At 62.5% G+C, this 22454-nt stretch carries 18 protein-coding genes and 2 pseudogenes; 16 read left to right on the top strand and 4 right to left on the bottom strand.

Features of this window, described 5'->3' with window-relative positions; translation table 11 throughout:
- Nucleotides 1-38 precede the first annotated feature (38 nt).
- From ADJ70_RS10325 to ADJ70_RS15560, 4 genes are all read right to left on the bottom strand, one after another.
- The gene (locus ADJ70_RS10325) at nucleotides 39-305 is read right to left on the bottom strand and encodes a hypothetical protein (RefSeq protein ID WP_050341198.1); all 267 of its coding nucleotides are present in this window, start codon (nucleotides 303-305) and stop codon (nucleotides 39-41) included.
- Entirely contained in the window at nucleotides 302-772 is a 471-nt protein-coding gene (locus tag ADJ70_RS10320; RefSeq protein ID WP_157051508.1) for a hypothetical protein, read from the bottom strand. Before ADJ70_RS10320 ends, ADJ70_RS10325 begins: the two co-directional genes overlap by 4 nt.
- Nucleotides 760-1776: a hypothetical protein gene (locus tag ADJ70_RS10315; RefSeq protein WP_062393139.1), complete on the bottom strand. Its 1017-nt coding sequence runs from the start codon at nucleotides 1774-1776 to the stop codon at nucleotides 760-762. The genes ADJ70_RS10320 and ADJ70_RS10315 overlap by 13 nt, the downstream gene beginning before the upstream one ends.
- A 702-nt stretch (nucleotides 1777-2478) precedes the next feature.
- Nucleotides 2479-3717 (bottom strand): SEL1-like repeat protein, encoded by a 1239-nt coding sequence (locus ADJ70_RS15560; protein WP_050341195.1) that lies wholly within the window; start codon nucleotides 3715-3717, stop codon nucleotides 2479-2481.
- A gap of 459 nt (nucleotides 3718-4176) precedes the next feature.
- Here ADJ70_RS15560 and ADJ70_RS10305 point away from each other — a divergent pair, with 459 nt between their 5' ends.
- The 16 genes and pseudogenes from ADJ70_RS10305 (at nucleotide 4177) to smpB (ending at nucleotide 22291) form a co-directional block, all read left to right on the top strand.
- The gene (locus ADJ70_RS10305; RefSeq protein WP_050341193.1) at nucleotides 4177-5559 is read left to right on the top strand and encodes a hypothetical protein; all 1383 of its coding nucleotides are present in this window, start codon (nucleotides 4177-4179) and stop codon (nucleotides 5557-5559) included.
- Nucleotides 5560-6678: 1119 nt separating this feature from the next.
- Nucleotides 6679-8919 (top strand): annotated as a pseudogene (secA, locus tag ADJ70_RS15375) (preprotein translocase subunit SecA); the annotation flags it as partial.
- A gap of 27 nt (nucleotides 8920-8946) precedes the next feature.
- Nucleotides 8947-10014, top strand: coding sequence for an SEC-C metal-binding domain-containing protein (locus tag ADJ70_RS15730; protein ID WP_371256201.1), 1068 nt, complete (start codon nucleotides 8947-8949; stop codon nucleotides 10012-10014).
- A complete protein-coding gene (prfB, locus tag ADJ70_RS10295) occupies nucleotides 10015-11127 on the top strand; it encodes a peptide chain release factor 2 (RefSeq protein ID WP_050341191.1) in 1113 nt (370 codons plus the stop codon). It begins immediately after the preceding gene.
- Nucleotides 11124-12008 (top strand): YitT family protein, encoded by an 885-nt coding sequence (locus tag ADJ70_RS10290; protein ID WP_050341189.1) that lies wholly within the window; start codon nucleotides 11124-11126, stop codon nucleotides 12006-12008. The genes prfB and ADJ70_RS10290 overlap by 4 nt, the downstream gene beginning before the upstream one ends.
- Nucleotides 12009-12658: 650 nt before the next feature.
- Nucleotides 12659-12778, top strand: a complete 120-nt coding sequence (locus tag ADJ70_RS15725) for a PT domain-containing protein (protein WP_083443955.1) — start codon at nucleotides 12659-12661, stop codon at nucleotides 12776-12778.
- Nucleotides 12779-12796: 18 nt separating this feature from the next.
- Nucleotides 12797-13048: pseudogene (locus ADJ70_RS15720) on the top strand (helix-turn-helix domain-containing protein); the annotation flags it as partial.
- A gap of 76 nt (nucleotides 13049-13124) precedes the next feature.
- Nucleotides 13125-13517 (top strand): TIM barrel protein, encoded by a 393-nt coding sequence (locus ADJ70_RS10280; protein ID WP_253273175.1) that lies wholly within the window; start codon nucleotides 13125-13127, stop codon nucleotides 13515-13517.
- 45 nt (nucleotides 13518-13562) lie between these two features.
- Complete coding sequence (locus ADJ70_RS10275) at nucleotides 13563-14246, top strand: transaldolase family protein (protein ID WP_050341183.1); 684 nt, start codon at nucleotides 13563-13565, stop codon at nucleotides 14244-14246.
- Between the two features lie 78 nt (nucleotides 14247-14324).
- Complete coding sequence (locus ADJ70_RS10270) at nucleotides 14325-15146, top strand: transketolase (protein WP_050341181.1); 822 nt, start codon at nucleotides 14325-14327, stop codon at nucleotides 15144-15146.
- Nucleotides 15147-15151: 5 nt separating this feature from the next.
- On the top strand, nucleotides 15152-16090 hold the full coding sequence (locus tag ADJ70_RS10265; protein ID WP_050341179.1) for a transketolase family protein: 939 nt from the start codon (nucleotides 15152-15154) through the stop codon (nucleotides 16088-16090).
- Between the two features lie 255 nt (nucleotides 16091-16345).
- Nucleotides 16346-17566, top strand: coding sequence for a cell division ATP-binding protein FtsE (gene ftsE, locus ADJ70_RS10260; RefSeq protein ID WP_253273174.1), 1221 nt, complete (start codon nucleotides 16346-16348; stop codon nucleotides 17564-17566).
- Nucleotides 17553-18479 carry a permease-like cell division protein FtsX gene (gene ftsX / locus ADJ70_RS10255; RefSeq protein ID WP_050341177.1) on the top strand — a complete coding sequence of 309 codons (927 nt, stop codon included), beginning with the start codon at nucleotides 17553-17555 and terminating at the stop codon, nucleotides 18477-18479. Before ftsE ends, ftsX begins: the two co-directional genes overlap by 14 nt.
- A 275-nt stretch (nucleotides 18480-18754) precedes the next feature.
- The gene (locus ADJ70_RS10250; RefSeq protein WP_253273173.1) at nucleotides 18755-20689 is read left to right on the top strand and encodes a ribonuclease R family protein; all 1935 of its coding nucleotides are present in this window, start codon (nucleotides 18755-18757) and stop codon (nucleotides 20687-20689) included.
- Nucleotides 20690-20850: 161 nt separating this feature from the next.
- Complete coding sequence (locus ADJ70_RS10245) at nucleotides 20851-21777, top strand: hypothetical protein (RefSeq protein WP_050341173.1); 927 nt, start codon at nucleotides 20851-20853, stop codon at nucleotides 21775-21777.
- Complete coding sequence (gene smpB / locus ADJ70_RS10240) at nucleotides 21764-22291, top strand: SsrA-binding protein SmpB (protein WP_083443954.1); 528 nt, start codon at nucleotides 21764-21766, stop codon at nucleotides 22289-22291. Before ADJ70_RS10245 ends, smpB begins: the two co-directional genes overlap by 14 nt.
- Nucleotides 22292-22454 lie beyond the last annotated feature (163 nt).

The following is a 22454-nucleotide window of genomic DNA, read 5'->3' as shown; positions in this document are numbered from 1 at the left end:
GTCTACAAATATACGCCCCGTAGGAACACGAGCGTCTCCTACAGCCGGCCTCGGTGCTTGCGCTGGGTATGCCGAGCTGCGTATCTCTCGAAGTCGTCCAGGAAGTCCTCGGCGTCTCGCCTCATCTGCCTGCGGAGTCCCAGCCTGGCATCTGGCGTGAGCAGGCCAGCGAGCTTGGCCACATCGGCATGGTGTTTACGCAGATCCCTGTCGTTGACGCGTAGGCCCTCATCGTGTCTGCGGTTCAGGTCGATATGCACGCGCATCTTGAGCGGAATGATGTGAATGGCATCCAGTATCGTCACGCCGGGACTGCGGTGGGAATTGCGTTGTCGCGAATGAACTCGTAGCACTCATCGTCCAGGATGATGGCCGAGAGGCTCGACACCGTCTCGTCGAAGGGCAGAGGCGCGACCTCGCTCGCCTCGCTCGAGAGCGGGAAGTCCGGGCGCCGTGCGAAGAGCTCAATCTGCGCCGGATAGCTGGCGATGTTCCGGCTACCCTCCGGCAGCCGGAAGCGGTAGTAGGTGCTCCTCCCGGTCGGGCGAGTCCCGGCCTCGTAGCCGCCCTCGGCGACGAATGCCCACAGGGCGCGGGCGAAGCCGGCGTTTGAGCCGTCGGCGACGACCACGTCGAGGTCATCGGTGGCCCTGAAGCTCTGCCCCGCCTCGTCGAAGAGGATACTGCAGGCGCCGCCTCCGATCAGCACGTAGTCGTCCGCGTGGGCCGACATGGCCTGCGCGAACCTCTCAACTCCCCTCACAACTGGCATATCCTCTCCCTCAGCTGGTCGACGGCATCCAGGAGCCGGATGTCGTCGGTGTCCCTTTTCGAACACTCGACATAGAGACTGAGCGCGTCTACGCTCCTCAGGCCGCTCGCGACGACGGAGACATCAGACGGCGCATCTATGGGGTATGCCCACAGCTCAACCTCGAGCGGGCAAGGCTCGTACCAGGGGGCTTCGACCCAGGAGTCCCCCAAGGCGTCGCGAAACCTCTCCAGGCCGGCCTTGTCCATAGCGACGGTCGTCCTCCCATCATCGTGCGCGAGGTCCGAGAAGAACGCGAGGGCGGTCTTTCCCGCGAGCAGCGCGCCGGCATCGCCGAGGGTTGCTACGTCGGGCCGGATGGCCATCCTGACCCTGCGCTCAACCGGGCTGGAGAGGTACCCCTCGAACCCGTCCAGCAGGTCCTCGACCGGATGGCCGGGGTTGCGCAGCACACGGCTCTTCCCCCGGCTCCTCACGAGGCCGGGCGCGATCGCCTGGATCTCGGAGAGGTACTTGCTCACGCTGGGACGGCTCCTTCCGCAGAGCGAGGCGAGCTCCCCAGCCGTGAGCCCGTCCCAGCGCCCGGAGATCAGGTTGAGCACGATGCGCTGTGCCTGCGCGGAGAGCGGGCGCGGCTCGGGCGCATCAAGCCCCGAGGAGACCTTGATGCCCATGAAGGGCAGGTACGCGTCAGCTGCGTCGCGGATGTAGGCGATACCCTCCGACTCGAGCGCCCGCATCATGCCACGGTCCATGCCCTCCCAGCGTATGACCATGGGTCTCGCGCTCACGCGCCCGACGGCATAGGCCAGGTTGCGCGCGTCAATGACGGTCGGGGGCTCCTTGGCTACGACCAAGGTGAAGCGGCCCTGCTCGCTTTCCCCGAGCTGGGCGGCGAGCACGTCGAAGAGCTCGAGGTATATTCTCGGCAGCTTTTGGGCAATGGGGTCTTCACTGGTCCTCAGGGGCAAGTTGACCCCGTCTATCGGCGCATTTAACGTCACGACACATCACCCCAATCATTTCTGTTTCATTTTACTCATAAATCGAAATGAAAGTAAAGAGTTATTTGACAGTCAGGTAACCCAAAGCTCGGGATAGTCCTTGGGGCTTGGCAAGTCTGCGCTGGGGCGGGGATGTCCCTCAGGAGCAGCTCGGCGAGGCGAGGGGCCGCGCCGCCGCAGCTGGCTGTATGCTCATCGAGACCGATGGTCCCAGGAACACCTCTCGTCTCGACGACATGCGTGGGCGCTCACGATGGGGGCGAGGATCTCGCGTGGGGCCGCGCATTCCGCAGGGACGTCAACGCCGCCTGGATAGGCGGAACATGGCCCTGCCTTCTCGCGATGGCCACGGGGGCATCCGTTGCATTTCCCGTGATCAATCTTGGGCGAAAAAGGCGTGATAGGGGACAAGAGAGAGGATCAACGCGACGACATGCCACGAGACGATACCGCTGATGCCGTGAGCGGGGAATCATGCGTCGATCTTGCGCAAGACACTCACCTCTCGGCAGCATACAGCATCACGTTGCTGAGCAGAGGTTGTCCGCATTCACTTCCTGAAAAGTCTGGGCCGATACCTCTCGTCCCCGCTACGGCTTCATCGAGCGCAGGGCTTCCTAGGCAAATGGGTCCCCCTGACTGGCGGCCTGCTCGTACCAATAGAGGGTCATGGCGATGCTCTTCTCAAAGCCCCGACCGAACTCATACGCTGCCAAGCCGCCGCTGCGCTAGGGCGTGGCCCTGGTTGGCCGCCATCTCGAACAGGAGGAAGGCCTTCACGTAGTCCTGCCTCACCCCGCGCCCCCTCTCGTACATGACGCCCAGGTTGTACTGCGCCTGGGCGTGGCCCTGGTTGGCCGCCATCCCGAACAGGAGGAAGGCCTTGACATCGCTCTGCTCCATTCCGCGCCCCATCGCGTACATGACGCCCAAGTTGTACTGCGCATCGGCGCATCCCTGGTTGGCCGCCTCCCGAAACAGACGGAAGGCCTCCGCGTAGTTCTGCCCCACCCCGCGGCCCTCCTCGTACATGATGCCCAAGTTAGACTGTGCCCCGGCGTGGCCCTGGTCGGCCGCCTCCCGGTACCATCGGCAGGCCTCGGCATCGCTCTTCTCCACGCCGCAGCCCATCATGTACATGACGCCCAAGTTGAACTGTGCCTGGGCGTGGCCCTGGTCGGCAGCGAGCCGGCGCCATCGGAAGGCCTCGGCGTAGTTCCGCTCCACCCCGCGGCCCTCCTCGTACATGACGCCCAGGTTGCACTGTGCCCTGGCGTGGCCTTGGTCGGCCGCCTCCCGGTACCATCGGCAGGCCTCGGCATCGCTCTGCTCCACCCCGCAGCCCTCCTCGTACATGACGCCCAGGTTGTACTGCGCCTGGGCGTGGCCCTGGTCGGCCGCCTCCCGGTACCATCGGCAGGCCTCGGCATCGCTCTGCTCCACCCCGAGACCCACCGCGTATATGGCGCCCACGTTGCACTGCGCATCGGCGCATCCCTGGTTGGCCGCCTCCCGAAACAGGCGGAAGGCCTCGGCATCGCTCTGCTCCACCCCGCAGCCGTTCACGTACATGACGCCCAGGTTGAACTGTGCCTTGGCGTGGCCCTGGTCGGCAGCGAGCCGGTACCATCGGCAGGCCTCGGCGTAGTTCCGCTCCACGCCGCAGCCCCTCTCGTACATGACGCCTAGGGCGAACTGCCCATGGGCGTGGCCCTGGTTGGCAGCGAGCCAGCGCCATCGGAAGGCTTCGGCATCGTTCTGCTCCACCTCGAGACCCACTGCGTACATGGTGCCCAGGTTGTACTGCGCATCGGCGTCTCCTTGGTCGGCAGCGAGCCTGTACAGGCGGTACAGGTAGGAGGCCCCGTCGTAGTCTCCCCTCTCATATGCGCGATGTCCCTCTCGGGCGATATCCGTGGCCTCGTCGGCGTTTGCGTCCATGGTAGTCCTCCCCACTTGCGTCTAAGGCAAAAGAGCGTGCGCTACGCGCTCCATTGTATATCAATGCGGTAAGGTCTCTGCTTCGACGCTAAGGTCGTTATCAGGATCGAGCGTTACGATCGGGTCTTCACGCGTGTCGTGTATGCCATGGATCGATGGGCGCTCGCACGGGCGTGGACGCCTTTGGGATCTCTACGACCAGCCGGGTGACGCGACTCCCTCTGCTGCCGCATGGCCGCCCATAGATTGCCCAACTCAGCGCACGTGAACTGACAGCGACGCCAATGGGGGCGGACCATATCGGATGACGTTGACTCTATCGGACGGACGACCTAAGATAGGAAGGCTATGGGCGGGCCTTCGGTCATGAAAGATAGTCCCGTGAGGATTGGCTCGGCATCCTGCCGTCCAAGCTGAGCTGTACCAGCGTTTGTTTTGCTGCCAACGAAGGAGGATGAAGTGTCTGCTAATCCCGGCGCTAGGGGTAATGGCCTTATCAGCGTGACATACATGCCGCACCTCAGCTATGTCAGGCGCAACAAGACCGTCTCCGCCTTTGGTGGCGAGCACCAGCTTGTGGAGGCCGTGCAAAAGTCCAGTGAACCTCCGCAGATCGGAGCGCCCCTTGTCGGGAAGCGTCTCTACCTCGTTCCGATCGACTCCCTGTTTCGCATCCCGTATGTTCCCCCAGAGGAGCATGTGACGTCCGGGTCTCAGGAGCAGCATGAGAGCCGAGAGCAACAAGAACAACGCGAGCTCGAGCGGAAGGAGCGACGCAAGGTACTGCAACACTGGAACAGCATCATCATAGATAGCGAAGAGCGCGCCCCCAAAGGCCATCCAGCATGGTGGGAGCGTGGTGTGCCGGAGCATTCGATGCAATCCTACTCTGCCTGGCCTGTCGATGTGGCGATGACACACGATAAGGAGCAGGGCTATCTCGTCTTTCCCCTTGAACCTGACGCCAAGCGGCTTCGTCCGCTCTCGGAGCTGATGGTAAATCCTGATGATGACCAGTCGCTCCTCAAGCTTGGGAGGGAGGCCGCCGATCAACGCGACTCCCGCATCGCGTTGGCGCGATCGTTGGTGAAGGCTTGGGGGCAGCTTCGCACCTGTGGCTATGGCTACGGCTGCTACGATAGCTCGAACATCTTCTATGACCCAAAGACGAACGAGGTGAGGCTCGGCTTCAGCATGGCGGCGCTCTATCTGCCAGAGGGGCAAGATGAGCCCGCGTCGCAGATTATCCTAGGTAAGGATGCGAAGGCGAGCCACATGTTCGACTATATCGACCCTTCCTTTAGGGGATCGATCAAGGAGGCAATCGACCAGGGCAAGCAGCCTTGTGCGGTTCTTTCCCAGGCAGATGACTTCGCCATGTGGGCCATGGCATTTCGCCTGATGGTGGGCAGGCCACCCTTCCATGGGCAGAGCGTCCCATCTGAGCCGAGAGTGAGCGGTGAGGATCAGGGCAAGAACATCGATCAGTCCCAGAAGGATGCGCTTCCCGTCGTTAGTTCACCCGATGGCTCGGTCCGGTCGGGTGGAGATGACGATCTCTCGAGCGAGAAGGTGTTCAGGGAGAACTGGAAAGCAGTGCCCAAAGACATGCATGATGAGATGAGGAACCTCTTTGGCAGCGGTGACTCGCTTATCGGGGCAGATGATGGGCCCGGCTCCTCCGCCGAGGCAGCGCATTCTCCTGAGGGCGCAGGTTCGCCTGACGGCGGCAGCTCGCCTTCCGGCGTGAACGGTGGGTCCGGGGATCTCTCGAAGGAGCGGTCTTTGCCTGAGGGTGCGGACATCTCTGCCAATGTGTCATCTAGTGACAAGGAGGGGTGACGCGACCTGTTGCGCTCGTGCACGTGAGTAGTCGCCCGAGTGCGATGAGCGCCTGTGCAGAGACAGCTGCACCCAAATCCTTATCGGTCCTACTGATACGCTTGACTCCATGGGGTGTTGGGGTGAGTTTTCTGGCGGTCTGCAGGTGCGAATTGCATGTTGGGCAAGACTAGGAGCACTTGGATCTGTGGAGTTTATTAATATGAACTTCTAGCGGGACAATCGGCCCCAGATAAAACACGGGGTGATGAGATGACAGGTAGCTTGATTAATCTCTGGATACTCGCAAAATTGTACCAGCCCAAGAAGGCGGTATGGGACCTCACCAATGAAGGTGGGGTAGGCCCTATGCTCAATAGTGGGTAAAGCTGGGCAATGGAAAAATCAAGAGGAGAAACCGGTACGACACTAAGGACTGGTTACCATTAGACCTGTTTGGGCAGAATCGCATGACGCAATAATTAATTTTTTTGTTTATATTGGCACTGGTAGCAGGAGGTTAGATAGATGGGTGGGCGCGCCCCGAAGAAAAAAGAGTCTGACCATTATGGGGGAAAGCCCGTGTCGGGTGTTGCTATGAAAGAGCAAAAGCCGGGTGATGGCGTAAACGACAATGATAACGGGGACGCGAAGTCTGGCCTACCTGGTGAGTCGAGGTCTCAGAAAAAGAACGTAGGTCTTTCCTCTGTCTCGGATGGTGCGAAGAATTCACCGGATCATGAGGGTGAGGCGCAGGATGGTGGAGAGAAGGGGAGTAGCGATGCTTCCGCCGGTTCGACGCACATGTCTAAGAACCAGGAGTTGGGTTCCTCTGGGGAGGATAGAGGTAACCCGGAAGGTAGTCCCGGTGGGGACGAGGAACAGAGGCCTTCGAAAGTTAAGGGGAACGAGAAGCCTGGCCTGACCAATGATAGTGAGGCCGGAGAAGGGCCAGACGCTATCGAGTCGACTGCCGAGGACGGGCAGGAGGGCACCGCGCCTTCTGATAAGGATAAGGCCACTGGCCTTGTCCAAAAGGGTCGTGACGGGCAGGGCAGCACCGAGGTCAAAGAGAAGGCACCGGGCTCTCGTGACCTATGGAAGCGTCTGCTTGATGTGATCCTAAGTCCGCTTAGGTTGATCGCTCGCTCTTTCAGGGGCCTCCTATCCCTTGGCGCAGATAAACAGCTAAGGGAGTTCGAGGAGCTTGCGGAGGAGGTCAATGCCCTCGCGGAGCGCTTCGAAGCCATGTCGGATGAGGAGCTACACGGCATGACCTCGTACTTCAGGGAGCGATATAAGAGTGGCGAGACTCTCGACGAGCTGCTCCCCGAGGCCTTCGCCGCCGTGAGGGAGGCCTCGAGCAGGGCGTTGGGGATGCGTCACTTCGACGAGCAGATCATGGGCGGCATCACTCTGCACAGGGGCATGATCGCCGAGATGAAGACCGGCGAGGGCAAGACGCTCGTTGCCCCGCTCGCGGCGTATCTCAATGCCATCCCGGCCGGGGGAGTCCATGTCGTTACCGTGAATGATTACCTTGCCAGACGCGACAGCGAGTGGATGGGTGGGATCTACGAGCGTTTGGGCATGAGCGTGGGCTGCCTGCAGAACGGCATGAGGCTCGACCTCAAGAAACCGGCCTATGCTGCTGACATCACCTATGGTACCAACAGCGAGTTCGGCTTCGACTACCTGCGTGACAATATGGTTACGCAGGCAGGCCAGCGCGTGCAGCGTGGTCACGCCTTCGCGATCGTGGACGAGGTGGATTCCATCCTCATCGACGAGGCGAGGACGCCGCTCATCATCTCAGGTGCCGGTACGAAGTCTGCGAGCACATACAAGGACTTCGCGCGGGCGGTTCGCGGTCTCGCCCCTGACGTTGACTTCGAGATGGACGAAGCCAAACACACCATCGCGGCAACCGAGGAGGGCCTGCGCAAGATAGAGCGGAGGTTGGATATCGGCGATCTGTACTCGGACCCCTCCGGCCAGCTGGTCAACCACCTTCAGCAGGCGCTCAGGGCCCAGTACCTGTTTCACCGTGACCAGCAATACATGGTCGTGGGCGGCGAGGTCAAGATAGTCGACGAGTTCACGGGTCGTGCCATGGAGGGGAGGCGCTACAGCGAGGGACTGCACCAGGCCATCGAGGCCAAGGAGGGCGTGTTCGTCAAGGAGGAGAACCAGACCCTCGCCACCATCACCCTGCAGAACTACTTCCGTCTCTATGACAAGCTCTCGGGCATGACGGGCACGGCCGTGACGGAGGACAGCGAGTTCAGGGAGATCTACAAGCTGCCTGTTCAGGCGATCCCGACTCACGAGCCCATGGTCCGGAAGGACAACCCCGACCTCGTCTACCAGGGCGTGGACGCGAAGTTCGCCGCCGTCGCTGACGACATCGCCGAGCGCCACCGGCGGGGCCAGCCGGTGCTCGTGGGCACCGTCTCGATCGAGAGCTCCGAGCGGCTCTCGCGCATCCTTGATAAACGCGGTATCAGTAAGAGCGATGAGAGTGGTAAGAGTGGGCACGAGGTCCTGAACGCCAAGCACCACGAGCGCGAGGCCCAGATCGTGGCGCAGGCCGGCCGCGAGGGTGCCGTCACGATAGCGACAAACATGGCCGGTCGCGGCACGGACATCATCCTCGGCGGCAACCCCGACGAGCTCGCGCGCGACATGCTGCGTGAGAGGGGCTACTTTCGTCCTGCCAAGGAGGGAGAGGAGCCCAGAGAGCCGAGCGAGGCGGAATGGGGGGAGGCCCTCGGGGAGGCTAGGAAGGTCTGCGAGGCCGAGAGGGAGCGCGTCCTCAAGGCCGGCGGCCTCTGCGTGATCGGCACCGAGCGCCACGAGAGCCGCCGCATCGACAACCAGCTGCGCGGACGCTCCGGCCGCCAGGGCGACCCGGGCGAGACCCAGTTCTACCTCTCGCTTGAGGACGACCTCATGCGCCTCTTCGGCGGCGATCGCATGGACAGAATTGCCGCCATGATGGCACGCTACGACATGCCTGCGGATGTACCCATCCAGTCCAAGCTGGTCAGCAGAGCCATCGAGAGTGCCCAGCGCAAGGTCGAGGAGATAAATTTCGCCATGCGCAAGCAGGTGCTCGACTACGACGACGTGATGAACGAGCAGCGTCGGGTCATCTACGAGGAGCGCGACAAGATTCTGGACGGCAAGGACCTCTTGGGCCACATCAATGATGTGACCTACGATACCGTGCGGCGCAAGGTGGAGGAGCTCTGTCCCGAGGGGCAGGACCCCGAGGACTGGGACCTCGTGGGCCTGCGCAGGTGGGTTGAGGGACTCACCGGTCGCAAGGACATGCCCGAGTTCGGGAGTGACTTGGATCGTGCTGGTGAGGAACAAGATCGTGACGAGGGTGTTTCCTCAGAAGTGATGGATGCTCGGGAGGGCCGGGAGTCGGACCTCTCTGAAGAGCGTGGGGATGGTTCAGACGATGGTCCTGCAGCTTCCATATCCGACCCTGATGAGGATGCAGGGTCGCAACCCACGGGAACCGGAAAGGGTGATGAGAAGTCCGACTCTTCCGGTGACGCGGAGACTCATGGCAAGGATGGCGAGGAGGAGTCAGATGGGTCGGAGCCAGCCAATGTGGCTTCAGGCGAAGGTGATCGATCCGTCCAGGACGGCAAAAAGCCGCTTAGCGTTTCGCCCAAGGCAGGGGATGAGGATGAGATTTCCGTCAGCGGTAAATCTTTAGTTGCGTCAAAGGATAGCGCGAAGACTATAGGCACGACAAACGAGGACGGTGGGGTATCCTCTAGTCAATCTGTAAGAGCAGTTCCTAGTGACGATGAGGGTCGCGATCCGTTCGATATCGATGACCTTGATCAGATTGATGTCATCGATCACGTAGATCACTTCGTCAGCGGCTGCTATTCGGAGAAGTCCGACCAGCTCCCTGATGGCGTGATGCAGGCCCTCTCAGCTCAGGTCATGCTGCGCGTCATCGACACGCGGTGGATGTCCTACCTGCAGGAGATGGACTACCTCAGGGCTGGCATCGGGCTTAGGGGCTTTGGCCAGCGTGATCCCCTTGTCGAGTACAAGGCCGAGGCCTATGCCGCCTTTACCGAGCTCGTCAACACCATGTACGAGGACTTTCTGCGTACCATTCTGAGGATAGAGCTTGCTCCTGTCGCGCAAGCCCGAGAGCTCGAGTCCGAGGGTGATAACGCCCTGCATGGGGTGAAGTACTCCGGTCCTGCCGAGGTCGACGGTGACCAGGGGAGTAACAGGATGTCTGCCCGCCTCGCCCCAAAGGGGGCAGGTACTGCGCAGACGAAGGCCCCAGACCCTGCCCCAAGTAAGCCCACCACCTACCGCAAGGCCGACAGCTCCGACCCCTACGCGAACGTAAAGCGCAACGACCTCTGTCCCTGCGGCAGCGGCAAGAAGTTCAAGAACTGCCACGGCAAAAACCGTGGTGGCGGGACGCGATAGATGGCAGAGATCACGCAGGCGGGTATAGACGCCCTCAAGGTGCAGCTCGATGAGGTGGAGGGCTATCTGCGCCTCGACGAGCAGCGCCAAGTTGTCGCGCAGCTCGAGGCCACAAGTACCGCGCCCGGCTTTTGGGATGACGCGGAGGCGGCGAGCGGGGTCATGGCCGAGTTGACCCAGGCCAAGGACGAGGTCAGTCGGGTTGACGCCGCGCGACAGAGGATCGGCGACATCCAGGCCGCATTCGACCTTGGCCAGGAGACGGGCGAGGAGGAGCTGCTCGACGAGGCGGATGGGCTTGCCGCCGCGCTTGGGCGGGAGCTCTCTGAGCTCGAGCTGGCGAGCTGGTTTTCCGATGAGCTCGACCACGGTGACGCCATCGTCACGATCACGCCCGGCCAGGGGGGCCTTGAGGCGCAGGATTGGTGTGGGATGCTCTTTCACATGTACCTCGCCTACTGCGAGCGGCGCGGCTGGAAGGTCACGGTCAACGACGCGCCAGTGGCCGAGGCCATCGGCATTGACCGCGCAACCTTCACGGTTTCGGGCAAAAACGCCTATGGGATGCTCAGGGGTGAGCAAGGGGTGCACCGTCTCGTGCGCATCTCTCCCACGGACGCAAAGAAGCGGCGCCAGACCACCTTCGCGGGCGTGGAGGTACTGCCGGTCTTACCCGAAGACGTCAAGGTGGACATAGACCCCAACGACCTGCGCATAGACGTCTACCATGCGTCAGGCCACGGCGGCCAGGGCGTCAACACCACCGATTCCGCCGTCCGCATCACGCACCTTCCCACAAACACCGTCGTCACCTGCCAAAACGAGCGCAGCCAGCTCCAGAACAAGGCGTTTGCCATGAACATCCTGCGCAGTCGCCTCTATGAGCTCGAGCTTGCCAAGCGCGAGGCCGAGCTCGACGAGCTGAGGGGACCCAAGCACGAGATAGGCTTTGGCAACCAGATCAGGAGCTACGTGCTCTATCCCTACCAGCTGGTCAAGGATCTCAGAAGTGGGGTGGAGACCGGCAATGTCGACTCCGTCCTCTCCGACGGCGATCTGGACAAGTTCGTCGTGGGCTATCACCGCTGGTTGGTTGGTGGGGGCGAGCGGTGAGCAAGCTCAAGATCTCGCGCCGCGAGCTCGTCAGGAAGGTCGGGCTCACCCTCATAGGATCCTTCATCTATGCGCTGGGCATTGACATGTTCGAGATACCCAACGGCCTTGCGGCTGGCGGGCTCACAGGCCTTGCGACCACGATTGCGGCCGCCGCCGCGCGCTGGGGCATCACGCTGCCTGTCGGCGTCCAGACCATTGTGATGAACGCACTCCTTCTTGTCTACGTCTACGTCACCTCGCGTGACGTCAAATACATAGCCCAGAGCGTGCTCGGCATTGTGGCCTCGGGCTTCTTCATGGACCTGCTTGCACCGGTGTTGCCGGTGCCCACCCAGGGGCAATTGCTGATCTCGGCCCTCTGGGGCGGCGTCATAGGGGGCGCCGGTGTTGGCATCGTGTTTCTGAGTGGCGGCAACACGGGAGGCACCGACATCATCTGTCAGCGCATCGCAAGACGCACGGGTGCCTCGCTCGGCGTGCTTACGATGCTCGTCGATGGCGTGATACTGCTCGCCTCGGTACCGGTCTTCTCGCTTACCAACGCCCTCTACGCTGGCGTCGCCATGGTCGTGTTCGGCTACGTGGTGGACATGGTGCTCGAGGGTCCGCTCAGTGCGCGCATGGCGTACGTCATCTCAAACAAGCATGCCGAGATAGCCAGCGAGATACTCTATTCTCTCGACCGCGGCTGCACCGAGTTGCAGGCGCGTGGCGTGTGGAGTGGCAACCAGCGCCCGGTCCTGATGGTCGTGATAGGCCGCAACGAGTCCATGCGTCTCAAGGAGATCGTCGCGGGCATAGATCCCGAGGCCATCGTCATCGTCTCTGAGGTGCACGAGGCTTTTGGCGAGGGTTTTGGCCGTCTGGGCGGCAGATAGGGCCGGCTCGCCTGAGGTGGTCGAGGCACGCCCCAAAACCGGTACGCCCCAAGGCCCGCACGTCCCGACATCGGCACAATTGCTGTGAGTCAAGGGGTCGTAGGCCACACCAGCCTGCACTGCCACTCGCCCCCGAGCGTACCGGACGCACTGCCACTCGGCCCTGATCGTACCGTTTCGGTACGCTCGACGCCGGGTGGCAGTGTGCGCTGCACTGCCACTCGTCCCTGAGCGTACCGCCCCGTACGTTCACCGTCGAGTGGCAGTGCCAGTGCCCCAGAGGGGCATGGGATCGCTTGCCAAGGAGGGCCCCGGGAGGGGTCGCGCTTCCCCAGGCGCACGGCCACCCATGCCATGCCCCACGATGCGCCGATCTCCGATGGCTAACGTGGGGTATCTGAGGGGCGAGAAGTCCCGAAGAGCCGCCACTCCGCCCAGATAGGGTAGCCGCGCCAGCCCTCGGCGAGGCCCTGCGTGAAAGCTCCTTTTCGCTGCGAGTGGCCGGCAGCGCGAGCAGGCGTCCCCGCCAGCCTGCAGGCGAGCTGCGTGTGGGAGCGGGCCTCCGCCCGCTCGGGGGCGTCGAGTCCGCCGGGTAAAACTGGCGGTCGAAGGCGTGAGGCGGCCATGCGGCGAATCGGCGAACGGCAGCATTGTTCCGAAGCCTATTCCATGCCTCAGGGCCCCATCAGCCAACCCATCAGCCAACCCATCAGCCAACCCATCAGCCAACCCATCAGCCAACCCATCGGCCAACCCTAGGTATACTGTAGTTGGATGAGGGAGGTCGCATGGATGTCTGGACGGAGTTGGTCGAGGGTCTGATGGCGTACGGTGCCGAGGAGGAGTGGTTCGAGTTCAAGGAGAATTGGTTTGAGCCCATGGTCCTCGGCGAGTACATATCGGCGCTCTCTAACGCGGCGGCGATGGCCGGACGCAAGGAGGCGTACTTCGTGTGGGGCGTGAGGGATTCCGACCACGAGGTCGTGGGCACGGGGTTCCTCTGGCAGCGCAACGTGGGCGGTGAGCCGCTCGAGCACTGGCTCGCCCGTCAGGTGCAGCCCGACATAGGGTTTAGGTTCCACGAGGCTGCTGTTCGAGACCATGGAGACCCCCTTCATGGACACTGTCGAGAAGGCCATGCGCTACGTCGACAAGATCGACAGCCCGTTTCTGGGCGTCTACCCCGACGTGGGCAATCTCACGAACGCCTCTCTGGTCTACGGCAGATCGGTTGCCGATGACCTCGCGATGGGCAAGGGCCACATCCTCGCCGCCCACATGAAGGCCACCAAGGCGGGACGGTACCGCGACCTGCTCTTTGGCGAGGGCACGACCGACTACGACGGCGCGCTTGCGCAGCTCATTCCACAGGGCGTACGGAGGTATGTGTGCGAGCTGTGGTACCTCGGCTCCGCGAGCTGGCAAGATGACGTTGGCCATGCCGCACGCTTTGTTCGCGAGAAGATCGATCATGCCCTCGAGCGCCACGGTTGGGGTAACGGGGTATAGAAATAGGGATGTCCGCATGCGCGTGACACAGGAAAGGAGCGTCTCATGAAGTTCTTCATCGACACGGCTGACCTCAAGGAGATCGAGAAGGCGGCGAGCTGGGGCTGTCTCTCGGGCGTCACCACCAACCCCTCCCTCTACGCCAAGACCGGCGGCAAACTCGCCGACTTCGAGGGTCATATGGTCAAGATCTGCAAGATCTGTGAGGGCCTGCCCGTCTCGGCCGAGGCCACGGCCGAGACCACCGAGGGCATGATCGAGGAGGGCGAGCGCCTGGCGTCGCTGGCCCCCAACGTCGTGGTCAAGCTCCCCGTCACGGAGCAGTCGCTCCCGGCGATCCACCACCTCGCCCAAGAGGGCGTCCGCGTCAACATGACGCTCGTCTTCTCCGCGCCCCAGGCGCTTCTGGGCGCCCGCGCCGGCGCCCGCTACATCAGCCCCTTCGTCGGGCGCTTCGATGATATCGGTGACGAGGGCCTCGACCACCTGCGGGAGATGGTCGACGCAATCCACAACTACCGCTACGGCTACTGGGACGAGGAGGGCGGCCCCGAGATCATCACCGCCTCCGTGCGCACCCCGCACCACGTGACGCAGGCCGCCCTCATGGGGGCCGACATCGCCACTGTGCCCTTCGGCGCGCTCCAGAAGTGCGTGCGCCACCCGCTTACCGACCGCGGCCTGGAGCTCTTCGCTGCAGACTGGGCCAAGGTCACCAGCCAGGCGTGAGAGGCCGAGCTCAACGAAGGCGACGCCTGCCCGTCAGCGGGCGTCGCCTCAAAAGTCCCCATATGGAAAGGAGACGGCATGGACAATGCCGACCTTAAGAAGGTCGCGCGAGAGCTGCGTCGTGACATCATGACAGCGACTCATGCGGCCAAGTCGGGCCATCCCGGCGGGTCGCTCTCGGCGACCGAGATACTCACCTACCTGTACTTCGAGGAGATGCGCATCGATCCGGCCGATCCGCTCAAGCCCGAGCGCGACCGCTTTGTCCTCTCGAAGGGCCACTGTGCTCCGGGCCTCTATTCCGCCCTCGCCGAGCGGGGGTACTTTCCAAAGGAGGAGCTCAAGACCCTGCGCCACCTGGGGTCCCAGCTCCAAGGACATCCCAACATGAGGGATACCCTCGGGGTTGACATGAGCACCGGCTCCTTGGGCCAGGGGATCTCGGTGGCCGTGGGCATGGCGCTTGCCGCTAAGCTGTGGGGTGACAGCTACCGCGTCTATGCCCTGCTTGGTGACGGTGAGCTCGAGGAGGGGCAGGTCTGGGAGGCCGCGATGCTTGCCGGCAACCATGGCCTTGACAACCTTTGTCTCATCGTGGACAACAACCGGCTCCAGATCGACGGGACCATCGAGGAGGTCAACTCCGCCGAGCCGATAGGGGATAAGTTCAGAGCCTTCCACATCCACGTGATAGACGTCCCAGATGGCAGCGACTTCGATCAGTTGCGCGCCGCCTTCGGCGAGGCGCGCACGACCAAGGGCGCCCCCAGCTGCATCGTTGCGCACACGACGAAGGGCAAGGGGGTCTCGTTCATGGAGGACCAGGTGGGATGGCACGGCAAGGCTCCCGGTGACGAGCAGTACGAGCAGGCCATGGTCGAGCTCGCGAAGGAGGCGTGAACGCTATGGCAGACATACGCAAGGTCGCTACCCGCCAGAGCTATGGCGAGGCGCTCGTGGAGCTGGGCGCCGCCCATGACGACTTCGTGGTGCTCGACGCCGACCTCGCCGCCGCGACCCAGACGGGCAAGTTCAAGGCGGCCTACCCCGACCGCTTCATCGACGTCGGCGTCGCGGAGCAAAACCTCATGGGCGTCGCCGCTGGCATCGCGACCACAGGGCACAGGGTGTTCGCGAGCACCTTTGCCATGTTCGCCGCCGGTCGCGCCTTCGAGCAGGTGCGAAACTCCATCGGCTACCCCCATCTGCACGTGGTCATCGGGGCCACGCACGCGGGCATGTCGGTGGGCGAGGACGGCGCCACCCACCAGTGCAACGAGGATCTCGCCCTCATGAGGGCCATCCCCGGCATGACGGTCATCGTCCCGGCCGATGACGTCGAGGCCAAGGCCGCCGTTCGCGCGGCATACGAGGCAGAGGGCCCGGTGTACGTGCGTCTTGGCCGCCTGCCCGTGCCCGTCATTCACAAGGACGACTATCACTTTGAGCTTGGCAGAGGTGTCATCGAGCGCGAGGGCTCAGACGTCACCGTGATCGCATGCGGGCTTGAGGTTCCCGCCGCGCTCGAGGCGGCCAAGACGCTTGCCGACAAGGGTATAAGCTGCGAGGTCATCAACATGGCAACGATCAAGCCGCTTGACGGGGATCTTATCGTGGCCTCGGCGAGAAAGACCGGACGCGTCGTCACCGTCGAGGAGCACTCCGTGATCGGTGGCTTGGGAAGTGCCGTGTGCGATCTGCTGTGCGAGACCTGTCCCACCCCCGTCAAGAAGATAGGCGTCAACGATGTCTTTGGCGAGTCCGGCCCCGCACTTGACCTGCTTGCGAAGTACGGTCTTGATGGCGCAGGGGTCGCGGAGGCCATCGAGGGCTTTGTGCGCTAGGTGTACGCTATCAGCTGGGACGCCCAGTTCTACGCTCGGCCGCGTACCCAAACCCATCCGGACGCCTAAGCTGAGGCTGCGGCCGTGTGGCACCGAGTGCCCCGGAATCTGCGGGGCACGTGTCTTGGCCTATCTGTGTTCCACGCGAGGTCTGTCTGTGCGTGGCATGCAGATTTAATGCTCCAACCGGCTCTCTGCTACAATAGCGCGAAATCTGTCAGTCACTGCAGTATCAACGTATCAAAAGGAGCATGTGTGGCCAATCATTTCCGCGATGGTAGGCAATGGGGGGGTGAGGGCTCAGATGGGCTACCTCAGGATTCCTCCGGGGCAGAGGCTGGTGCGCTGTTCGACGACGAACTCGAGGCAGCCATGGCCGACCTCAAGTCTTCGGCGTCTTCGCGTCAGGAGGCAAGCCCTCGTGTGCCAGCCGCCAATCGTGTCGGCCAATCGGCTGGTGTGGCCCATAGCACTCCAGGTGCTGCCCCATCCAGTGCGGCGGGCCTTCAAGGCGCGGGCGTCTCGTCTATGAAAGACGATGGGTCAAGGGCGAGGGTCATCCCTGCCGCTACGGGTGTCCCAGAGGCTAAGGGTGCTCCCACAGTCTCAAGAATCCCAGACGTCAAGCGTGCGCCTGATGCCACTGTCTCATCATCCAAGGCGATTTCGGTGGCGGAGGGGACCTCAAGCGACATCAAGCCTCAGTCTGGCGCGACGAGCGCGTTTTCTCCCATCCACTTCAAGGACGCACCCAAGATCGACCGGAGCGGTACGCCGACCATCTCGCTGAGAAACGTCACACTCATCTACCCAGCCCAGCCCAACAAGCCCGCGCTCGAGGACGTGAGCCTTGACATCTACCCGGGCGAGTTCGTCTTCGTCGTCGGGCACTCCGGCTCTGGCAAGTCAACGTTTCTGCGTCTTCTCACGCGCGAGCTTCGCTCAACGGGCGGGCATGTCATCGTCGCGGGTCAAGACCTCACCAAGCTGCGCAACCGTAAGGTTCCCTACCTGCGTCGCCAGATTGGCACGGTCTACCAGGACTTCAAGCTTCTGCCTGATAAGACGGTCTACGAGAACGTCGCCTTCGCGCTCGAGTGCATTGGCAAGCCACGCTCGGTCGTCAAGACGCAGGTTCCGGAGGTGCTCCGTCTCGTCGGCCTGGCCGATAAGATGGACAACTATCCAGACCAGCTCTCTGGCGGGGAGCAGCAGCGCGTCTCTGTCGCGCGGGCCATGGTCAACCGCCCGCCGCTTCTAGTCTGTGACGAGCCTACGGGCAACCTCGATCCGGCCATCTCGCTCGGTATCATGAAGCTGCTCGACCTCATCAACCGGACCGGTACCACCGTCGTCATGGCCACCCATGATCGTGAGATGGTCGACTCCATGCGCAAGCGCGTCATAGCTCTTGAGGCGGGTCACATCGTTCGCGATCAGGAGAAGGGGGGCTACGGTTTCTATGGCTCCGTCTAATCTTGGTTATTCCCTGCACGAGGCAGGTCGCCATTTTCGTCGCAACTGGTCAACGGCCCTTGGCGCCGTGGTCACCATCTTTCTCTCACTCTTCGTGATAGGCCTCTTCGTCATTGGCTCAGTCCTGCTCAACAGGCTTGCGGGCGACGTCGAGAACCAAGTCACCATCCAGGCCTTTCTCTCTGACGGGGCAGACAAGTCTGCCGTGGACGCCTTCCAGCAGAAGATCAGTGGCTGGGACTTCGTCGATGATGTGACGTACAAGAGCAAGGAGGAGGCCCTCGAGAGCTACCGGGAGAAGATGAGTGACAAGAACGCGAACGACGTCGTCGCCGCGCTCGATGGCACCAACCCGCTGCCCGCATCGTTGGTCATTACCCTCTCCGATCCCAAGCAGGTCGAGAACGTAGCCAGCATGATCATCGAGGACGGCGATTTCAAGAGCATCTCCGACGACGCAGAGAATCCCACGCGCTCCGTCCAGTATGGTCGCGATACGGTAAAGAAGTTGCTGAGTGTCACGTATGTCCTGCGCTTTGGCACCATCGTGCTGGTTGGCCTTCTGGCCTTCATCGCCTTCGTGTTCATCAACAACACGATTCGCCTCGCTATCTCAGCGCGTCGTCGCGAGATCGCCATCATGCGCTTGGTCGGTGCGTCAAACGGTTTCATACGCGGGCCGTTCTTGACCGAGGGCATGCTCGAGGCGCTTTTTGGCTCGCTGCTCGCGATCCTTGTGCTTCATGGCGGTACCCTGATCGTGCTCCCGAGGCTCCAGGCTGGACTGTCGTTTTTGTCCTTTGACATACCGACGGTCGTCCTGACCCTTACGTATGCGTCACTCGTGGGCATAGGTTGTCTGCTTGGCCTCTTTGGCTCTGCGATCGCGATGAGGCGCTATCTCAGGGTGTAGCTGGCTTGCGATGTGCCGATAAGGCGGCGGACAGTGTCTCACCGTGCCTTGGGGCTGTGACCGCGTAGCCTTCAGGTGGTGTCTCTCGTATGCCAGGCGAGGGCGAGTCTTTACAAGACGGACATCATGTGGTCGCCCCAAGGGACCGAGGCACCGTCGCAGCTGGCTCACTGCTTTGGAGGGGCGCGGGCATGGGAGGAGCAAAATCGAGGTCGCATGGCCCGCGCGGGCGGGGTTCTCGAGGCAGGAGGACTCGCGCCCTACTAACGGGCACGATGCGTGTCTCGCGCTCGGGGTCGGTTACGGTCGACACGCCAGAGGGCTGCTTTAGGGTTGCCAAGAGGGGCGTGCGCGAGGCGATGAGTGGGGACACGGTGCAGGTGAGTCTATCATCGCCACGCGGACGCGAGCGCCTGGCATGGGTCCAGGGCGTCCTCGATCGTGCCACCCAGAGCTTTCTGGGCAGCTATGACTTCATAGATCCGCTTGGCGTGGTGGTTCCCCTCGACTCAAGGATACGGCGTGACTTCTTCGTGCTGCCCGATGACCACAGCGCACAGGCCTGTGGCGTGCACTCAGGCGACGTGGTGGTGGCGCGCATCTTGGAGTATCCGGCGCGTACGACGTCGGGAATCGTCACCATAGAGCGGCGCCCGGACAGCGAACGTGGCCTTGACCTGCCCATCGAGACTATCATTGCCTCGTATGGGCTGCGCTGCGAGTTTCCCAAGACGCTGCTCGCCTCGGCGGCTGCCATTGAGCCTGGCGTAGAGGAGGCCTTGGCAGCGGGTCTGGCTCGCGCGGACTTTCGCGAGCGCTGTGTCCTTACCATCGATCCTGCCGACGCGCGCGACTTCGACGACGCGGTTGGCGCCCGTAGGGTCGGACGTGGCTTTGAGGTCGAGGTGCACATTGCCGACGTGAGCCACTACGTGGGCTGGGGCAGCCCCGTAGACAACGAGGCACGGCAGCGGACCTGCTCGACCTACCTGGTTGATCGCGTCATACCAATGCTGCCCGAGAGCCTCTGTGCCGATGTCTGCTCCCTCAGGCCAGACGAGGATCGGCTTGCCGTGAGCGTCATCATGCGCCTTGGCGAGAGAGGAGAGCTCGTCTCGGCCCGGATGACGCGCTCCGCCATTCGCTCCAAGGCGCGCCTGAGTTATGACCAGGTCGACGCATGGCTCGAGAAAACGCTCGGTGCCCATGAGCTGCCCTGCTCGGTAGGATGGAACACCCAGGTCTCACGGACCCTCGATATCCTCGACGAGGTCGCTGCGCAGAGGCGACGTCTGCGCCATGATCGTGGGTCCATTGACTTCAACACCAAGGAGGCGAAGGTCACCCTCGATGAGCAGGGCCGCCCAATCGACATCATCGTGCGCAGGCGTACGCGCGCAACGAGCCTCATAGAGGAGGCCATGCTACTTGCGAACGAGTGCGTGGCACAGCTGCTCTCGGACGCAGGGATCGAGACGGCCTACCGTGTGCACGAGCGACCCGCCCCAGACGAGCTCAAAGACGCCCTGCGCATCCTACGGGAGCTCGGCCTTGTTGAGGGCTCTCTTGCTGGGGCACTTGTTACGGGGAGTTCCGCAGCCATTCAGGAGGTCCTCGAGGACGCCGCAGGCACGCCTGCGGAGCTCTTCGTGAACACTGTGCTGCTCAGGGCCCAGCGGCGCGCCATCTACCTGCCGCACAACGATGGGCACTACGCCCTGGGTGCGAGGGCGTACTGTCACTTTACCTCGCCGATCCGCCGCTACGCGGACCTCTTGGTGCACCGTGCACTCAAGGCGCAGCTGGACGGAAACGCAGGCTCACGTGAGCAGCGTGAGATCGGACGCAGCCTGGCGCAGCTATGTCGGAGCTGCTCGGATCGCGAACGGGTCTCAGATGGTGCTGCCCGAGACTCTCAGAGAGTCAAGATCGCAGAGTTCTTCTCCACAAGGGTGGGTGAGTGCTTTGGAGGCGTCGTGGTGGGCTGCGAGCGCTATGGGCTCTTCGTCATGCTCGACGAGAGCTGCGCTGAGGGCCTGCTTGCGACTCGCGAGTTGGGAGATGAGCGCTTCTCGTACGACGATGCGCGCATGGCGCTGATGGGCGAGGAAAGTGGCAGAATCTGGCGGGTGGGCATGCGCGTGACGGTGGTCGTGGCGGGCACCAGCCCTGCGCGCGGGCAGATAGACTTCGCGCTTCCGGACAAGTGACCCGTGCGCACAGACGAAACGTCCGTGCCATGGGCGAACGACACGGACGGTACTTGTACGCACGGTAAACGGGTAGGCTTGTCGTATTCTTAGGGTGTCGTTGCATACGGCGAGGGGGGACACTGCTCGTCCTCGCAGAGCGTATGGTATGAGGAGGTGTCATGGAGTATACAGACAGGCTCGAGCAGAGCGAGCCGACTGAGGCGATCATGCTGGCCGAAGGCTACCTTATGCAGGGCCAGACATACATGGCGCTTGAGCTTCTCTCAAGACGTGCTGAGGACGTGGAGGAGTACATCGATCGTAACTGCCCGACGACCGATAGCCAGCAGTGGTTTAGCTTTTCCTCTCCCTTCGATCGCCTGGCGTACCAGGTTGTCGAGCGCGACCCAAGGGAGCTTCGCGACGTGGGCGAGCCGCTGGATCGCCTGTACGCCGACCTTGCCCTCGCGCGCATGACAGATGGTGACACCCACTTGGCGATCGAGGCGCTCAAGCAGGCGGTGCGTTGGAATCCCATGGCCTGTGAGCATCGTTTGAACCTGGCGGAGTTGTGCCGGGACGTCGGCGATATCAGCGAGTACTTGGCGCTGAGTCACTCGGTGCTCATTCGTGCCAGTGAGCCCTCTCATCTGATCCGAGCCTTTCTCAGTTTTGCCGAGTATTTCCAGGCCTCTGGGAAGTCACGAGAGGCGGCAGCGCTCCTCAGAGCTGCCCGTAGGGTCGATGCGAGCGATCCCTTGCTTAGGGTGGCACTTGAGCAGGCAGTGGGCACGCAGCACGATCCCGATGTTGTCAGCGATGAGGAAGAGGGGCAGATCCTTGATGAGCTGCAGCTGCCACGCGGTGCCAACGCCCAGGTCGTCATCTGTCTCTTACAGTGTGCCTTGGACGCGCGCGAGCTGGGTGACCAGGACGCGGAGACGAGGCTCATGCTGAGGGCTTGCGCGCTTGCGGGCACAGAGCTCTCCCATAGGCTGATGGGGGAGCTTCTCGCATGTGTGGAGCCTGCGGGTGCTGCAGAAGACGCAGACGGTGCGGCCACAGGGGCCGCGCGAGGGGAGGGAGCTACAGATGGCGAGGCGTAGGCCACAGCCAACTTCCACAACGGGCGGGCGCGACAGGGGCAAGAATTCCCAAGGCCCACAAAAAAGGAGCATCTCTAAGAACCGAGTCGCCCGTCACGACTACGAGATAGGTGAGACCTGGGAAGCTGGCATCGAGCTCACGGGAACCGAGGTCAAGAGCATACGCGAGCGTCCCTGTCAGATACGCGACTCGTTCTGCATCATCCGAGGCGGCGAGGCCTTTCTTGTGGGTGTGCACATACACCCGTACTCGAACGGTGGCGTGTGGAACGTGGATCCTGACCGCAGGCGGCGCCTGCTCATGCACCGCCGACAGATTGCCCTCATCGACGCGCAGCTGCGCACCAAGGGTATGGCGCTTGTGCCGCTCGAGCTCTACTTCGACGAGCATAACCGTGTGAAGCTGTGTGTTGGCATAGGAAGGGGCAAGAAGCTCTTCGACAAGCGGCGCGACATGGCCAGACGTGACAGTGATCGCGAGATTCAGCGCGCGCTCAAGCTGCGTGGTCGTTAGGGATGGGAGACCCAGATGGCAGGGAGAGGGGATTTTGTGGTGAGGCAGCTCTTGGACCTTCCGTCGGGCTATCGTGCGCCTCAGATGTGACTAACTGGGTATGAGGGTGGTGCGCCCGTAGGGGCGGGCGCACGAGGCGTGCAGAAGGGCGCGCCGCCAAGAG

Origin of the sequence: Olsenella sp. oral taxon 807 (assembly GCF_001189515.2) — a bacterium.
Taxonomy (GTDB): Bacteria; Actinomycetota; Coriobacteriia; order Coriobacteriales; family Atopobiaceae; genus Olsenella_F.
This window is presented reverse-complemented; position numbering and strand designations above follow the sequence as displayed.

What these genes read in the sequence shown, in the direction of transcription:
- ADJ70_RS10320 (WP_157051508.1), bottom strand. Translation starts at nt 772, where the DNA reads ATGCCAGTTGTGAGGGGAGTTGAGAGGTTCGCGCAGGCCATGTCGGCC.
- ADJ70_RS15560 (WP_050341195.1), bottom strand. Translation starts at nt 3,717, where the DNA reads ATGGACGCAAACGCCGACGAGGCCACGGATATCGCCCGAGAGGGACAT.
- ADJ70_RS15730 (WP_371256201.1), top strand. Translation starts at nt 8,947, where the DNA reads ATGGATGCTCGGGAGGGCCGGGAGTCGGACCTCTCTGAAGAGCGTGGG.
- prfB (WP_050341191.1), top strand. Translation starts at nt 10,015, where the DNA reads ATGGCAGAGATCACGCAGGCGGGTATAGACGCCCTCAAGGTGCAGCTC.
- ADJ70_RS10280 (WP_253273175.1), top strand. Translation starts at nt 13,125, where the DNA reads ATGGACACTGTCGAGAAGGCCATGCGCTACGTCGACAAGATCGACAGC.
- ADJ70_RS10275 (WP_050341183.1), top strand. Translation starts at nt 13,563, where the DNA reads ATGAAGTTCTTCATCGACACGGCTGACCTCAAGGAGATCGAGAAGGCG.
- ADJ70_RS10270 (WP_050341181.1), top strand. Translation starts at nt 14,325, where the DNA reads ATGGACAATGCCGACCTTAAGAAGGTCGCGCGAGAGCTGCGTCGTGAC.
- ADJ70_RS10265 (WP_050341179.1), top strand. Translation starts at nt 15,152, where the DNA reads ATGGCAGACATACGCAAGGTCGCTACCCGCCAGAGCTATGGCGAGGCG.
- ftsX (WP_050341177.1), top strand. Translation starts at nt 17,553, where the DNA reads ATGGCTCCGTCTAATCTTGGTTATTCCCTGCACGAGGCAGGTCGCCAT.
- ADJ70_RS10250 (WP_253273173.1), top strand. Translation starts at nt 18,755, where the DNA reads ATGCGTGTCTCGCGCTCGGGGTCGGTTACGGTCGACACGCCAGAGGGC.
- ADJ70_RS10245 (WP_050341173.1), top strand. Translation starts at nt 20,851, where the DNA reads ATGGAGTATACAGACAGGCTCGAGCAGAGCGAGCCGACTGAGGCGATC.
- smpB (WP_083443954.1), top strand. Translation starts at nt 21,764, where the DNA reads ATGGCGAGGCGTAGGCCACAGCCAACTTCCACAACGGGCGGGCGCGAC.